The organism is Streptomyces sp. NPDC013157, assembly GCF_042899865.1.
GTDB lineage: Bacteria > Actinomycetota > Actinomycetes > Streptomycetales > Streptomycetaceae > Streptomyces.
In genome coordinates this window covers 406,157-420,506 of record NZ_JBIBAK010000001.1, presented here as the reverse complement: position 1 = coordinate 420,506, position 14,350 = coordinate 406,157, and the positions used below count along the sequence as shown (strand labels likewise).

The window sequence follows — 14,350 nt, the reverse complement described above, 5'->3', positions numbered from 1 at the left end:
ACTGATCTTTTCCGGACGGGCACCGGCGAACCGCCTGTGCGAATCCGCCGACGGCGGTTGCGCGGGCACCGGCCGACGATCGTCCCACCGTCACGGCAGCGGAGGGAGTTCACGATCCGTGCATGTCAATCACGGCATCGGCAAGTCTCTGTATCCTCGCCCGGGATGCGTGACGCGATCATGGCATGGGGGCCCGATGGGTACGCTGAACGGCAGGACGGCTCTGGTCACCGGCGCCGGGCGGGGGATCGGCCGGGCCATCGCCCGCCGTCTCGCGGCGGACGGCGCGCTCGTCGCCGTGCACTACGGCCGTGACGAGTCCTCGGCCCGTGAGAGCGTCGCGCTGATCACCGACGCCGGCGGGCGCGCCTTTCCCGTGCGCGGTCCGCTCGACGCTCCCGACGGCATCCGAACGGTGTACGAGCGACTCGATGCCGGTCTGCGCGGACTGGGCCAGCCGACCGTGCTGGACATCCTGGTCAACAACGCCGGCTTCAACATCGGGGGCGGGGTCCGCGAGGTGACCCCACAGGACTTCGACCGGCTCATGGCCGTCCATGCCAGGGCACCGCTGTTTCTCGTGCAGGAAGGACTGCCGCTCCTGCGCGAGGGCGGCCGCATCATCAACATCAGTTCGGCGGCCACCCGCGTCGCCCTCCCGTCCGCCCTCGCCTACACCATGGCCAAGGCGGCCCTGGAAGCTCTCACCCACACGCTCGCCAAGGAACTGGGGAGCAGGCAGATCACGGTGAACTGTGTGGCACCGGGCTTCGTCAGGACGGATCTGAACCGGAAGCGCTGGGCGACGCCCGAGGCAGAGGCCCGGCACGCCGCGCTCTCCGCGTTCGGCAGGATGGGGGAGCCCGCGGACGTCGCGGACATCGTGGCCTTCCTCGCCTCCGCGGACTCCCGCTGGGTGACGGGGCAGTGCATCGATGCGTCCGGCGGGTCGGCCCTGTGACGGGAGGACTCCACGGCACCGGCTCAGACGGGCGGCGTGGGCCGGTCCAGGGCGTCCCGTCCGGCGCGGGTGAAAAGCCGTAGCCGGTCCTGGGCTTCGTTGAAGCGCCGGTCCATCTCCACGGCGTCGCCCTGGCTCAGCGGTCCCGCCACGGACCTCGCCTCCTGCTCCTCGGCGCAGGTCAGCAGGTCCCGCAGGCTGGATATGCAGTCGCCCACCCGTGCGGCCACCTCGTCGGGGCCCTGCAACTCGACCGCGTAGGACGTCTTCAGAGCTTCCCGGTACGCCATTCTGCCGCGCAGCCGGATCTCCTCCCGCTGCTCGGCTTCCGGAGCACCGGGCAGACAGGCCCGGTGGTAGTCGAGCGCCGCGATCCGGGCCGTCTGCGACTTCTCCACGAACTCCTCGTAGATCGCCTTGCGGTGCTCACGACGCCAGCGATGGTGCTCCAGGCGGAGATCCAGTTCCTGGAGCCTCTCCCGGTGCCGTGACTGGCGCTCCTCCTGTTGTTCCAGGGCGTGCTGTTTGGCGCGCTCGGACCGCAGGGCGAGGAAACCCGTCATACCGCTGCCGATCAGGGTTCCGATCATTCCCATGAGCGAGAGGAGCAGAGAACCGGCCACATCCACTGTCTGCGCAGGCGGACCTGTGATCACTCCTGCCCGGCTGTCACGCTTGGATACTAAGCTCACCTCAAGGAGCTCGTTCCGGGTCGCAGTGCCTGGGAGCCGTTCGTGGAATGTAAGGTAAGCAACTTGTTGGGCCTTGGAAGATGCTGAGAGAGGTAGTAGCAACCCGCTATATCAAACCTCTGCGGACCGGCGGCTCTGTGCCGGGCATCGTCGAGGCCGACGATCTCGGCACCTACGTCGTGAAGTTCACCGGTTCCGCGCAGGGGCGCAAGGCGCTCGTCGCCGAGGTGATCGTGGGGGAGCTGGCGCGGGCGCTCGGGCTGCGGTTCCCCGAGCTGGTCCTGGTGCACTTCGACCCGGCGATCGCCGGGGGCGAGCCGCACCAGGAGGTGCGCGACCTGCACGCGGCCAGCGGCGGAGTGAACCTCGGGATGGACTTCCTGCCCGGTGCGGAGGACTTCACCCCGCGGATCGCCGAGGTCTTCCCGGTGGACCCGCTGGAGGCGGGCCGGATCGTCTGGCTGGACGCACTCACCGTCAACGTCGACCGTACGGTGCACAGCTCCAACCTCATGGTCTGGCCGACCCTCGGCATCGCACCCCCGCGCCTGTGGCTCATCGACCACGGCGCCGCGCTCGTCTTCCACCACCGCTGGGACACCTCGGCCCCCGGGAAGGCGTACGACTTCCGTCATCACGCCCTCGGCCGGTACGGCCCCGACACCCGGGCCGCCGACGCCGAACTCGCGCCCGAAGTGACCGAGAAGCTGCTCCGGCACGTCCTCGCCGAGGTCCCGGATGCGTGGCTCACCGACTTCGGTACGCCCGACGAGATGCGCGAGGCCTACGTCGGCTATCTGCTGGCCCGGGTGCGGGCCTCCGCCGAGTGGCTCCCCACCGATTTCCCGGGCCGCGACCAGCTCGCGGCCGAGGAGGCCGCCCGTGCGGCCAGGAACCAGCAGGGACGCCCGGACTGGCTGAAGCGGGTTCCGGACCTGCACGGCAAGCCCGCGGCCCGACAGGATTGGTCGGTGCACCTCGGATGAGCGACAGTCGGCGGGTAGAGATCGAGTACTGCACCCAGTGCCGCTGGCTGCCGCGGGCGGCCTGGCTGGCGCAGGAGCTGCTGACCACCTTCGAGACCGAGCTGACGGAGCTGGCGCTGAAGCCGGGCAAGGGCGGCGTCTTCGTCGTACGGGTCGGTGACGAAGTGGTCTGGGACCGGCGCGAGCAGGGCTTCCCCGAGCCCACGGCCGTGAAGCAGGCCGTACGCGACCGAGTGGCCCCGGAGAGGTCCCTGGGCCACTCGGACAAGGCTGCGCGGGACTAGGTCAGCCGCGCAGCTGCTGGTAGGCGGGCAGCGTGAGGAAGTCCGCGTAGTTCTCGTCGAGGGCGACGGTGAGGAGCAGGTCGTGGGCCTGCTGCCAGTGGCCGGCCGCGAAGGCCTGGTCGCCGGTCTCCGCGCGGATGGCGTCGAGTTCCTCGGCGGCGATCTTGCGTGCCAGCTCCGGCGTGGCCTTCTCGCCGTTCTCGAACTCTACGCCCGCGTTGATCCACTGCCAGATCTGCGACCGCGAGATCTCCGCGGTGGCCGCGTCCTCCATGAGGTTGAAGATGGCCACCGCGCCGAGCCCGCGCAGCCAGGCCTCGATGTAACGGATGCCCACCTGCACGGCGTTGACCAGACCGGCGTAGGTCGGCCTGGCCTTCAGCGAGTCGACCGCGATCAGGTCGGCGGCCTCGACGTGGACGTCCTCGCGCAGCCGGTCCTTCTGGTTCGGCTTGTCGCCGAGGACCCGGTCGAAGGACTCCATGGCGATCGGGACCAGGTCGGGGTGGGCGACCCAGGAGCCGTCGAAACCGTCGTTCGCCTCGCGGTCCTTGTCGGCACGCACCTTCTCGAAGGCGACCTTGTTGACCTCGGGGTCGCGGCGGGACGGGATGAAGGCCGCCATGCCGCCGATCGCGTGCGCGCCGCGCTTGTGGCAGGTGCGGACGAGGAGTTCGGTGTACGCCCGCATGAACGGGGCCGTCATGGTGACCGCGTTGCGGTCCGGGAGGACGAACCGGGGCCCGCCGTCCCGGAAGTTCTTGACGATGGAGAAGAGGTAGTCCCAGCGTCCGGCGTTCAATCCCGAGGCGTGGTCGCGCAGTTCGTAGAGGATCTCCTCCATCTCGTACGCGGCCGTGATCGTCTCGATCAGCACGGTGGCGCGGACGGTGCCCTGCGGGATGCCGACGTAGTCCTGCGCGAAGACGAACACGTCGTTCCAGAGTCGGGCTTCGAGGCGCGACTCGGTCTTCGGGAGGTAGAAGTACGGTCCCTTGCCCAGGTCGAGCAGGCGCTGGGCGTTGTGGAAGAAGTAGAGCCCGAAGTCGACGAAGGCGCCGGGCACCTGCTCGCCGTCGACCTCGACGTGCCGCTCGTTCAGGTGCCAGCCGCGCGGCCGCATGACGACCGTCGCGAGCTCCTCGTCCGGGCGCAGGGCGTACGACTTGCCGCTCGCCGGGTCCGTGAAGTCGATGTTCCGGGTGTAGGCGTCGATCAGGTTCAGCTGGCCCAGGACGACGTTCTCCCAGGTGGGGGCGGAGGCGTCCTCGAAGTCCGCGAGCCAGATCCGGGCGCCCGAGTTGAGGGCGTTGATGGTCATCTTGCGGTCGGTGGGACCGGTGATCTCCACCCGGCGGTCGTTCAGGGCCGCCGGGGAGGGGGCCACCCGCCAGGAGTCGTCCGCGCGGACGGCGGCGGTCTCCGGGAGGAAGTCCAGGGTCGAGGTGCGGGCGATCTCGGCGCGACGCTCGGCGCGGCGGGCGAGGAGTTCGGCTCGGCGCGGCGAGAACCGCCGGTGCAGCTCGGCCACGAAGGCGAGCGCCGCGTCGGTGAGGACCTCCTCCTGCCGGGGCAGGGGCTCGGCGTCGACGATGGCCAGCGGAGACGGCGCTGGTGCGGACATGAGCTGTCACTTCCTTCAGCGGTGGCACCGGGTGCCAGTCGTTCCGGGTAGAGCGAAGCACACCCGATCAGGGGCCGGGCGCTTCTGAACAGTGGATACTAGTTTCCTCATTGTGGAAGTTCAATGGTTTGTTGATGTCGAGATTCTCCGGGTCGAGCCAAGGTGGCGCTCAGTGCCACCCCGTTCACTCAAGGTGGCCCAGGTCCGCCTCCGTGTCGATGTCGTACGGCTCGGCCGCGTCCCCGCACTCGACGAGCGTGATCGCCTCCTCGTGAGCCTTGAGATAGGCGCGGGCGCCCCGGTCCCCGGTCGCGCTCGCGGCGATCCCCGCCCAGTGGGCCGAGCCGAACAGGACGGGATGGCCGCGCACCCCGTCGTACGCGGCCGACACCAGCGAGTTCTGGTCCCGGTACCCGCCGAGCACCCGCGCCACGGCCGCGGCCCCGATCCCGGGCTGGTCCACCAGCGACACCAGCGCGGCCCGCACCCCCGCCCCGGCGAGCGACTCCAGCCCCACCCGCAGCGAGGACCCCATGCCCTCGGCCCAGTCCGGGTTCTCCACGACCACGCAGCCGTCCAGCCCGGCCCGCTCCCGCACGTCGTCCGCCAGGGCCCCGAGGACCACGTGCACCGGCCCGCAGCCGCCCGCCCGCAGCACCCCGACCCCGTGCTCCACCAGTGGCCGCCCCCGGTGCGTCAGCAGGGCCTTGGGGCGTCCGCCGAGCCGTCTGCCACCGCCGGCGGCGAGCAGCAGCCCGGCGATCTGGTCATGCGTGTCCGTCATGCGTCCTGCATACCCGACGCCGAAGCGGGCGGCCGGTTCCGAAGGACTGAAATTCGGTCCGCGCTGTAGCGCTTTCCGCACGGGAGGGCGTTTACTGACCCGCGTCCCCGGGCGCCCGACCACCGTTCAGGGGCGCCTGGCGAGGGGGGAGAGCTGTGTTGCGGAGCTTGGGACAGAGGCCAGTGACCGGCAGCGACGAGGATCCGAGAGTGACGGAACTGCGCGCGGCGGTCTCCCGGCTGCGCCGCGAACTGGCCGCACATCCGGCCGAGTTCCCGGACCGCGCGATAGCCGAGGACGAGCTCGCGGCCCTGGCGGCGATGGCCACGGGCGGCATCCCGGAGATCCCCCGCCTGCGCCGGTCCCTGTTACTGATCGCGGGCGCGATCGGCTCGATGAGCGCCCTGTCACGGGGCCTGTCGGACGTACGCCAGGCGGTGGACCTGTTCGGAGAGCCTAGACGTTGAAACGCCGCAGGGATCGCCGACCTGGGGGCGCGGGGAACCGTGCGACCAGCCCCGCGCACCCGCACCCGCCGACGCTCCTGTCGTCCATCCCTCCTAGGCCCCTGAACTCACCAACGCCCGAGACAACTCCACAGCCACCTGCTGCAGCACCGGCACGATCTTCTCGACCGCCGCCTCCGTCACCCGCCCCGCGGGCCCGGAGATCGAAATGGCGGCCGCGGTCGGCGAGTCCGGCACGGACACCGCAAGGCACCGCACCCCCACCTCCTGCTCGTTGTCGTCCACGGCGTACCCGAGCTCCCGCACCTCCGCGAGGGCGGCCAGGAACCCCTCCGGTGTGGTGATCGTCTTCTCGGTCGCCGCCGGCATCCCGGTCCGGCCCAGCAGCGCCCGCACCTCGGCGTCCGGCACGTTCGCCAGCAACGCCTTCCCCACGCCCGTGGAGTGCGGCAGCACCCGCCGCCCCACCTCGGTGAACATCCTCATCGAGTGCTTCGACGGCACCTGCGCCACGTACACGATCTCGTCCCCGTCGAGCAGCGCCATGTTCGCCGTCTCCCCGGTCTCCTCGACCAGCCGGGCGAGGTACGGCCGCGCCCAGGTGCCGAGCAGCCGGGACGCCGACTCGCCGAGCCGGATCAGCCGCGGCCCGAGCGCGTACCGCCGGTTCGGCTGCTGCCGTACGTAACCACAGGCGACCAGCGTCCGCATCAGCCGGTGGATCGTCGGCAGCGGCAGCCCGCTGCTCGCGGAGAGCTCGCTGAGGCCCACCTCGCCGCCCGCGTCCGCCATCCGCTCCAGCAGATCGAAGGCGCGCTCCAGGGACTGGACGCCGCCGGACTTGGCGGAGTCGGTGGTGCTGGCGCTTGACGTCGGCACGGCGCGTTCCTTTCGGGACTGGCGGGAAGGGCAGAAGCCTACCCGGCAGTCGGTTGACTCCCCGGTCGTGCGTAGCTACGTTCTGCTTGCCGGAAGTTTAATTCCGCTTTGCGGAAACGTCCAGAGTGAGCGCCTGTCGGGTCCCGAGATGCAGTGTGCCCTTGACGGCGCGGGAGCGGGAGTGAAGACTCCTTCAACAGAACGTTGAATTCCGTTACGTGGGTGTAAATCCCGTTTCCCGGAAGTAAAACGGCGGCAGAGAGAGGGGTCCGGGTGTCCGACGCTGAACTGGTGCTGCGCTCGACGCGCGTCATCACCCCGGAGGGGACGCGGGCCGCCTCGGTCGCCGTGTCCGCCGGGACGATCACGGCCGTACTGCCCTATGACGCCTCCGTCCCGGAGGGCGCCCGCCTGGAGGACTTCGGCGACGACGTCCTGCTGCCCGGCCTGGTCGACACCCATGTGCATGTGAACGACCCGGGCCGCACCGAATGGGAGGGCTTCTGGACCGCCACGCGCGCGGCGGCGGCCGGCGGCATCACCACCCTGGTCGACATGCCGCTCAACTCCCTCCCGCCGACCACGACCGTCGAGAACCTCCGCGTCAAGCAGCGGGTCGCGGCCGACAAGGCGCACGTCGACGTCGGCTTCTGGGGCGGCGCGCTGCCCGGCAACGTCAAGGACCTGCGCCCGCTGCACGAGGCCGGGGTCTTCGGCTTCAAGGCGTTCCTGTCGCCGTCCGGCGTGGACGAGTTCCCGCACCTCGACCAGGAGCAGCTGGCCCGGTCGCTGGCGGAGATCGCCTCCTTCGACGGCCTGCTGATCGTGCACGCCGAGGACCCGCACCACCTGGAGGCCGCCCCGCAGCAGGGCGGCCCGAGGTACGCCGACTTCCTCGCCTCCCGTCCGCGCGACGCGGAGGACACGGCGATCGCCCAGCTGATCGCCCAGGCGAAACGCCTGCACGCGCGCGTGCACGTCCTGCACCTGTCCTCCTCCGACGCGCTGCCGGTGATCGCGGCGGCCAGGGCGGACGGTGTCCGCCTCACCGTCGAGACCTGCCCGCACTACCTCACCCTCACCGCCGAGGAGGTCCCGGACGGCGCCAGCGAGTTCAAGTGCTGCCCGCCCATCCGGGAGGCGGCCAACCAGGACCTGCTCTGGCAGGCGCTGGCCGACGGCACCGTCGACTGCGTGGTCACCGACCACTCGCCCGCCACGGCCGACCTCAAGACGAGCGACTTCGCGACCGCCTGGGGCGGCATCTCCGGCCTCCAGCTCAGCCTCGCCGCCGTGTGGACGGAAGCGCGCAGGCGCGGCCACGGTCTCGAGGACGTGGTCCGCTGGATGTCGGCCCGTACGGCCGCGCTCGTCGGCCTCGACGACCGCAAGGGCGCCATCGCCGCGGGCCGGGACGCCGACTTCGCCGTCCTCGCGCCCGACGAGACCTTCACCGTGGACCCGGCGGCCCTGCAACACCGCAACCGGGTCACCGCGTACGCGGGCAAGACCCTGTACGGCGTCGTGAAGTCCACCTGGCTGCGCGGCGAACGCATCGTCTCGGACGGCGAGTTCACGCCCCCGCAGGGCCGCCTCCTCACCCGCACCCCCTGACGACCACTTCCTTCCGCACCCGCAGCGGCCGACACCGAAAGGAACACCTTTGACGGCGATCCCGACCTTCACCGGCGACGCGCACCCCTACTCCGGCGGCGACCCCTACGCGGACTACCGCACCGGCGACTTCCCCTTCACCCGGTACGTCAACCTCGCCGACCGGCAGCTCGGTGCCGGGGTCATCGCCGCCAACGACGAGTTCTTCGCCCAGCGGGAGAACCTGCTGGTGCCGGGGCGGGCCGAGTTCGACCCCGAGCACTTCGGGCACAAGGGCAAGATCATGGACGGCTGGGAGACGCGCCGCCGCCGCGGGGTCTCGGCCGACCACCCCTGGCCCACCGCCGAGGACCACGACTGGGCGCTGGTCCGGCTCGGCGCCGCCGGGGTGGTGCGCGGCATCGTCGTCGACACGGCCCACTTCCGTGGCAACTACCCCCAGGCGGTGTCCGTCGAAGGCACGTCGGTCGCGGGCTCGCCGTCCCCGGCGGAACTGCTCGGCGACGACGTGAAGTGGACGACCCTCGTCCCGCGTACGCCGGTCGGCGGCCACGCGGCGAACGGCTTCGCGGTCTCCCTGGAGCAGCGCTTCACCCACCTCCGCGTCAACCAGCACCCCGACGGCGGCATCGCACGCCTGCGCGTGTACGGCGAGGTCGTGCCCGACCCCGGGTGGCTCGCCGTGCTCGGCACCTTCGACGTGGCCGCCCTGGAGAACGGCGGCCGGGTCGAGGACGCCTCCGACCTCTTCTACTCGCCGGCCACCAACACCGTCCAGCCGGGCCGCTCCCGCAAGATGGACGACGGCTGGGAGACGCGCCGCCGCCGCGATCAGGGCAACGACTGGATCCGGTACCGGCTCGCCGCCCAGTCCCGGATCAGGGCGATCGAGATCGACACGGCGTACCTGAAGGGCAACAGCGCGGGCTGGGCGTCGGTGTCCGTACGGGACGGCGAGGACGGCGACTGGCGCGAGATCCTGCCGCGCACCCGCCTCCAGCCCGACACGAACCACCGCTTCGTCCTGGCCGCCCCGGCGGTGGGCACCCACGCGCGCGTGGACATCTTCCCGGACGGCGGGATCTCCCGCCTGCGGTTGTTCGGCACGCCGACGGAAGCGGGGGCAGCGGCCCTGACGGCAAGGCACCGCGAACTGTCCTGACGCCTGCTTGCCCGCCCACCCGACTCGCCTTCTCGGAAAGCGAAGTCGAAGAGCAACGACAGGGTGGGACTGCCGAGGTGCTCAAGGGTGCCCCAGGAGAGCCGGGTGGCTCTCCGCGCAGCCCCGCCCCACGCGGGAGACCGGTGGGGTCCGGGACGACCGAGTCGGGTGGTGGGTGGGCGGAGGGAACCGCTGAGCCGTCGGCTACGTTCTTCTGCCGTGACCCTTCAGCAAGAAATCGTCGGCAACGCCATGCAGATGGCGGTCGTCAACCTGCACCCCGGCCAGACCGTCTACTGCGAGGCCGGCAAGTTCCTGTTCAAGACGACGAACGTGACCATGGAGACCCGGCTCAGCGGCCCGAACGGCGGGGGCCAGCAGCAGGGCGGCGGCGGTGGCGGCATGGGCGGCATGCTCCGCCAGGCCATGGGCACAGCCATGCAGGTCGGCCAGCGCATGCTCGCGGGCGAGTCGCTGGCGTTCCAGTACTTCACCTCCCAGGGCGGCGAGGGCACCGTCGGCTTCGCGGGCGTGCTCCCCGGCGAGATGCGCGCGCTGGAGCTGAACGGCACGCGCGCGTGGTTCGCCGAGAAGGACGCCTTCGTCGCGGCCGAGTCCACCGTCGAGTTCGGCATCGCCTTCTCCGGCGGCCGCACCGGCATGAGTGGCGGCGAGGGCTTCATCCTGGAGAAGTTCACCGGCCACGGCACGGTGATCATCGCCGGCGCGGGCAACTTCATCGACCTGAACCCCGCCGACTTCGGCGGCCGTATCGAGGTCGACACGGGCTGCGTCGTCGCCTTCGAGGAGGGCATCCAGTACGGCGTCCAGCGCGTCGGCGGCCTCAACCGCCAGGGCCTGATGAACGCCGTCTTCGGCGGCGAGGGTCTCTCCCTGGCCACCCTGGAGGGCAACGGCCGGGTGATCCTGCAGTCCCTCACCATCGAGAGCCTCGCCAACGCCCTGAAGAAGGCCCAGGGCGGCGACAAGCAGGGCCCGACCGGCGGACTGTTCTCGACGCACACGGGGTGAGGGCGCGCCGGGGACCGGCCGGCCGATGAGTTACGGGTGCCACGGGGGTCTGAACCGGCGACAACGGACCGCGCCCCAGGAAGCAGGCACCGCCATGGGCAAGCTCGTCTCCACCATGTTCGTCACACTCGACGGCGTCTACCAGGCGCCCGGCGGCCCCGAGGAGGACCCCAGCGGGGGCTTCACCCACGGCGGCTGGAGCTTCACGTACGGTGACGAGGACTTCGGTCGGTTCGTCGCCGAGGTCTTCGACCGGGCCGGCGCCTTCCTGCTCGGCCGCCACACCTACGACATCTTCGCGTCCTACTGGCCGAAGATCACCGACCCCGGCAACCCGATCGCGGCCAGGCTCAACGCACTCCCGAAGTACGTCCCGTCCGCGACCCTGACCGACCCCGCATGGTCCGGCACCACGGTCCTCGCCGGCGACCTCGCCAAGGAGGTCACGGCCCTCAAGGAGCGCACCGACGGCGAGCTCCAGGTGCACGGCAGCGGCGCCCTGGTCCGCTCCCTGCTGGACCTCGGCCTCGTCGACACCCTCCACCTCGTGACCTTCCCCGTCGTGCTCGGCTCCGGCCGCCGGTTCTTCCAGGAAGGCGCGCCGCCGACGAAGTTCCGGCACACCGGCGGGCGGATCACCACGGCGGGCGTCTCGATCCAGTCGTACGACCTCGCGGGCCGCCCCGACTACGGCTCGTACATCGCCGAGCAGAACGCCTGACCACCTCGTCGCCCGGGTCGGCCCCGCGGCCCGCGCCCGGGTCGAGTGGGTCGGGAGCGGAGCCATCTCGTCGTAGAACCGGCGCGCTCCTGCGGCGGCCTTTCCGCGACGCCACTGTGCGCAGGATGTGCAAGCTCCTCGAGGAACGGCTCGGCTGAGAGGGCGTTTCGCCGACCGTGGGGACGCGGAGCCCGACCACCGTGGTGCCGCCCCCACGGCGTCGGGCGTCATGCGGTGGCGGAGGCTTCAGCTGAGGTAGTCGGCGACCATGGCGGCGAACTCGTCGGAGGTGGAGAGACGGATGCCGAGGGATTCGGCTTTGGCCTGCTTGGATCCCGCGTTCTCTCCGGCGACGACGAGAGTGGTCCTCTTGGAGACACCGGAGGAGGAGCGGCCGCCGGCGCGTTCGATGAGCTCGTTCATCTCGTTGCGGGAGAGCTTCTCCAGAACCCCGGTCATCGCGCCGGTGACGACCACGGTCATCCCTGCCAGCGGGCCGGTCTCCGCTGCGGCGACGGGCGCCTCACCGTCGGTGCTCACCTCGTCGCCGAGGCCGGACGGGGTGGCGCCGGGCTCGGTCATGTTGACGCCCGCGGCGGCGAGTTTGCCGATGAGCGGGGCGAGTTCGGCCAGTTCCGCGACGATCGAGGGGGCCTTCTCCGCGCCGATGCCGTCGACCTGCTGCATCGCCTCGGCGTCGGCGGCACGGATGGTGTCCATGGTGGCGAAGTGGCGGGCGATGCGGCGGGACATGGACCGGCCGGTGCCGCGCACGCCGAGTGCGCACAACACCCGCGACAACGGTTGCTGTTTGGCCGTGGCGATCGCCGTGAGGAGGTTGTCGGTGCTGGTTTCGCCCATCCGGTCCAGGCCGAGCAGCTGCTCACGGGTGAGGGTGAACAGGTCGGCGAGGTCGCTGACGAGACCGGTCTCGACGAGCTGGACGACGCGGGTGGTGCCGAGGCCTTCGATGTCGAGCTGGTCGCGGCCGGCGGCGTAGGAGAGGGAGGCGACCAGGTGGCAGTTGCGGCCCTGGGTGCACCGCCAGCGTTCCTCGGTCCTGTCTATGTCCGATCCGCAGCGCGGGCAGGTCTCGGGGAAGGCGATGGGCAGTTCGTCGCCGGTGCGCAGGTGGGCGGCCGGGGCCTGGATGCGGGGGATGACGTCGCCGGCGCGGTGGACCATGACCCGGTCGCCCAGGCGCAGGCCGCGGCGGGTGATGTCGGCCGGGTTGTGCAGGGTGGCGTAGGTGATGGTGGAGCCGTCGATGGCGACCGGTTCGAGGACGCCGCGCGGGGCGATGATCCCGGTGCGGCCGACGTTCCACTCCACCGCCAGCAGCCGGGTGATCTTCTCCACGGCCGGCAGCTTGTAGGCGATTGCCCATCTGGGGGCGCGGGACCCGGATCCGGCGGCCCGCCGGTCGTCGGCGAGGTCGGCCTTGATGACGATGCCGTCGATCCCGAACGGCAGCCCGGCACGGGCCGCGGCGATCTCCTGCACCCGGGTGAGGACCTGCTCCACGGACTCGGCGACGGCGTCGGGGACCGGGGTGCGGGCGCTGGTGTGCAGCCCGAACTCGGCGGCCAGGTGCATCAGGTCGCTGTGCGCGGACGCGGTCAGCCGCTCGGCCAGTGCCGGGTCGGCGCCGGGAAGCGGGAGGAGCCCGTAGGCGAAGAACGTCATCGGCACCGTGTAGAGCCGCTCGCGGGCCCGCAGCGTGCCCGCGGCGGCGTTGCGCGGGTTGGCGAACGGCAGCCCGCCGTGCTCGGTGCGCACGGTGTTGGCGTACTCGAACTGGGCGGTGGTCATGAGGACTTCGCCGCGCACTTCCACGGTGACCGGCTCGGCCAGCTGCCCGGGCAGGCCTGCGATGGTGCCGATCGCGTGCGAGACGTCCTCCCCGGCCGTTCCGTCGCCGCGGGTGATCAGCCGGGTGAGGCGGCCCTCGGTGTAGCGGGCGGCGACCGCGAGGCCGTCCAGCTTCGGCCCGACGTGGAAGCGGGTGACCTCGTGCCCGATACGGCGGGCCAGGGACTCGGTCCAGGCGGTGAACTCCTCCGCGGAGAACACGTTGTCCAGGCTCAGCATCGCCACCGTGTGCGGGACATCGCCCTCGATCGCGCCGCCGGCCACCTTCCCGGTGGGGGAGTCGGGCAGCACCTGCTCGGGGTGTCCGGCCTCGTACGCGGCGATCCCGCGCACCAGGCGGTCGTAGGCGTCGTCGTCCAGCGGTGACGTGCCGCCCGCGTAGTACGCGGCAGCCGCCCCGACGGCGTCCTGGACGGCCTGTGCGTAGGCGGCCGCATCCGTGATCTCTGCTGCAGGTGTCGTCATGACCGGCATCCTGCCGCCCACCACTGACAACGGTGCCTTCCCGGACGTGCCGAACCGATCAAGGGGCTGAGCGAGTGTCAGGTCCATCATGCCTGCTCGGACGTGGTTTTCGGTAGGACGGAGCGCACCTCCGTTCAGGCTTGTCCCGGGTGGTGACCTGCCCGCAGACTCGTCGTCATCCACTCTCCGACGTCCGTGTCGGCATCCGTTCCCGGGTGCCGACGCGTTCGTCGTGCTGTCTCGTCGCGGGACGGGTGCAGGTGGGGGTGAGGAAACGGAGGGGGACCGATGGATCAGGACATGGTCATGCGGGCGAGGGTCCAGTTGCTCAGTGCCAACCGGCGGGTGGTGCGCGGCACCGAGGGGTTGCGGATCTACCGCCTGCTGACGCAGGTCGAGCCGGAGGTGTACGGGTCGAAACTGGCGTACGTTCTGGTGGAGGCCAGCGCGTCGTCGCTGGTGCGGGAGCTGCCCGAGCAGCGGCTGGCGCTGTTGGACGAGGCGGTTGCGGTGGCGTCGGCGCTGGACGCCGCGAATCCCTACCGCACCACGGTGCTGGCGAAGGCGCTTGCCGCCAGGCGGCAACTCGAGGGGCAGCAGACACACGGGATGTGAGAGGGGTTCGCGTGGGCCACAGGCGCCCCTGCCGACTGTCAGGACTCAGACGCCCGGGGTCCGCACGGTAGGCGAGGCGTCCACGTTGTCGTCGGCGGCGATCGGGCTGTACGCCTCGGGGAATCCTCGGGGCGCGGCCGGCGCCGACGGCCAGTGGCTGTCGACATGCCGGTTCCGGCCGGTGGCCGGGGA

14 protein-coding genes are annotated in these 14,350 nt (G+C 71.1%); 9 read left to right on the top strand and 5 right to left on the bottom strand.

Going from position 1 to position 14,350, the window contains the following annotated elements:
* Nucleotides 1–196 precede the first annotated feature (196 nt).
* On the top strand, nt 197–961 hold the full coding sequence (locus tag ACFY6U_RS01930; RefSeq protein ID WP_390034586.1) for an SDR family oxidoreductase: 765 nt from the start codon (nt 197–199) through the stop codon (nt 959–961).
* Nucleotides 962–984: 23 nt separating this feature from the next.
* Here ACFY6U_RS01930 and ACFY6U_RS01925 read toward each other — a convergent pair whose 3' ends face one another.
* The gene (locus tag ACFY6U_RS01925; RefSeq protein WP_390034585.1) at nt 985–1,557 is read right to left on the bottom strand and encodes a hypothetical protein; all 573 of its coding nucleotides are present in this window, start codon (nt 1,555–1,557) and stop codon (nt 985–987) included.
* Nucleotides 1,558–1,733: 176 nt separating this feature from the next.
* Between ACFY6U_RS01925 and ACFY6U_RS01920 the strand changes: the two genes are divergently transcribed.
* Entirely contained in the window at nt 1,734–2,639 is a 906-nt protein-coding gene (locus ACFY6U_RS01920; protein ID WP_390034584.1) for a HipA family kinase, read from the top strand.
* A complete protein-coding gene (locus tag ACFY6U_RS01915; protein ID WP_390034583.1) occupies nt 2,636–2,923 on the top strand; it encodes a SelT/SelW/SelH family protein in 288 nt (95 codons plus the stop codon). The genes ACFY6U_RS01920 and ACFY6U_RS01915 overlap by 4 nt, the downstream gene beginning before the upstream one ends.
* A gap of 1 nt (nt 2,924) precedes the next feature.
* Here ACFY6U_RS01915 and aceB read toward each other — a convergent pair whose 3' ends face one another.
* Nucleotides 2,925–4,547 (bottom strand): malate synthase A, encoded by a 1,623-nt coding sequence (gene aceB / locus ACFY6U_RS01910; RefSeq protein WP_390034582.1) that lies wholly within the window; start codon nt 4,545–4,547, stop codon nt 2,925–2,927.
* A gap of 184 nt (nt 4,548–4,731) precedes the next feature.
* Nucleotides 4,732–5,331: an NTP transferase domain-containing protein gene (locus ACFY6U_RS01905; protein WP_390034581.1), complete on the bottom strand. Its 600-nt coding sequence runs from the start codon at nt 5,329–5,331 to the stop codon at nt 4,732–4,734.
* Between the two features lie 155 nt (nt 5,332–5,486).
* Here ACFY6U_RS01905 and ACFY6U_RS01900 point away from each other — a divergent pair, with 155 nt between their 5' ends.
* Nucleotides 5,487–5,798 (top strand): DUF5955 family protein, encoded by a 312-nt coding sequence (locus ACFY6U_RS01900; RefSeq protein ID WP_390034580.1) that lies wholly within the window; start codon nt 5,487–5,489, stop codon nt 5,796–5,798.
* 93 nt (nt 5,799–5,891) lie between these two features.
* On the opposite strand, the gene ACFY6U_RS01895 is transcribed toward ACFY6U_RS01900, so the two are convergent.
* Nucleotides 5,892–6,677 carry an IclR family transcriptional regulator gene (locus ACFY6U_RS01895; protein ID WP_390034579.1) on the bottom strand — a complete coding sequence of 262 codons (786 nt, stop codon included), beginning with the start codon at nt 6,675–6,677 and terminating at the stop codon, nt 5,892–5,894.
* 273 nt (nt 6,678–6,950) lie between these two features.
* On the opposite strand from ACFY6U_RS01895, the gene allB reads away from it, so the two are divergent.
* From allB to ACFY6U_RS01875, 4 genes are all read left to right on the top strand, one after another.
* Entirely contained in the window at nt 6,951–8,291 is a 1,341-nt protein-coding gene (gene allB, locus ACFY6U_RS01890; RefSeq protein WP_390034578.1) for an allantoinase AllB, read from the top strand.
* A gap of 49 nt (nt 8,292–8,340) precedes the next feature.
* Nucleotides 8,341–9,453: an allantoicase gene (gene alc, locus ACFY6U_RS01885; protein ID WP_390034577.1), complete on the top strand. Its 1,113-nt coding sequence runs from the start codon at nt 8,341–8,343 to the stop codon at nt 9,451–9,453.
* Nucleotides 9,454–9,672: 219 nt separating this feature from the next.
* On the top strand, nt 9,673–10,485 hold the full coding sequence (locus ACFY6U_RS01880) for an AIM24 family protein (protein ID WP_390034576.1): 813 nt from the start codon (nt 9,673–9,675) through the stop codon (nt 10,483–10,485).
* Between the two features lie 94 nt (nt 10,486–10,579).
* A complete protein-coding gene (locus ACFY6U_RS01875) occupies nt 10,580–11,206 on the top strand; it encodes a dihydrofolate reductase family protein (RefSeq protein ID WP_390034575.1) in 627 nt (208 codons plus the stop codon).
* Between the two features lie 246 nt (nt 11,207–11,452).
* Here the strand turns inward: ACFY6U_RS01875 and ligA are convergent, their stop codons facing one another.
* On the bottom strand, nt 11,453–13,543 hold the full coding sequence (gene ligA, locus ACFY6U_RS01870; RefSeq protein WP_390034574.1) for an NAD-dependent DNA ligase LigA: 2,091 nt from the start codon (nt 13,541–13,543) through the stop codon (nt 11,453–11,455).
* Nucleotides 13,544–13,831: 288 nt separating this feature from the next.
* On the opposite strand from ligA, the gene ACFY6U_RS01865 reads away from it, so the two are divergent.
* Nucleotides 13,832–14,158, top strand: a complete 327-nt coding sequence (locus ACFY6U_RS01865) for a hypothetical protein (RefSeq protein WP_390034573.1) — start codon at nt 13,832–13,834, stop codon at nt 14,156–14,158.
* Nucleotides 14,159–14,350 lie beyond the last annotated feature (192 nt).

Excerpts from the sequence above, each read along its gene's own strand:
- ACFY6U_RS01930 (WP_390034586.1), top strand. The coding sequence starts at position 197 with ATGGGTACGCTGAACGGCAGGACGGCTCTGGTCACCGGCGCCGGGCGG.
- ACFY6U_RS01920 (WP_390034584.1), top strand. The coding sequence starts at position 1,734 with ATGCTGAGAGAGGTAGTAGCAACCCGCTATATCAAACCTCTGCGGACC.
- aceB (WP_390034582.1), bottom strand. The coding sequence starts at position 4,547 with ATGTCCGCACCAGCGCCGTCTCCGCTGGCCATCGTCGACGCCGAGCCC.
- ACFY6U_RS01865 (WP_390034573.1), top strand. The coding sequence starts at position 13,832 with ATGGATCAGGACATGGTCATGCGGGCGAGGGTCCAGTTGCTCAGTGCC.
- ACFY6U_RS01875 (WP_390034575.1), top strand. The coding sequence starts at position 10,580 with ATGGGCAAGCTCGTCTCCACCATGTTCGTCACACTCGACGGCGTCTAC.
- ACFY6U_RS01915 (WP_390034583.1), top strand. The coding sequence starts at position 2,636 with ATGAGCGACAGTCGGCGGGTAGAGATCGAGTACTGCACCCAGTGCCGC.
- ACFY6U_RS01905 (WP_390034581.1), bottom strand. The coding sequence starts at position 5,331 with ATGACGGACACGCATGACCAGATCGCCGGGCTGCTGCTCGCCGCCGGC.
- ACFY6U_RS01925 (WP_390034585.1), bottom strand. The coding sequence starts at position 1,557 with ATGGGAATGATCGGAACCCTGATCGGCAGCGGTATGACGGGTTTCCTC.
- ligA (WP_390034574.1), bottom strand. The coding sequence starts at position 13,543 with ATGACGACACCTGCAGCAGAGATCACGGATGCGGCCGCCTACGCACAG.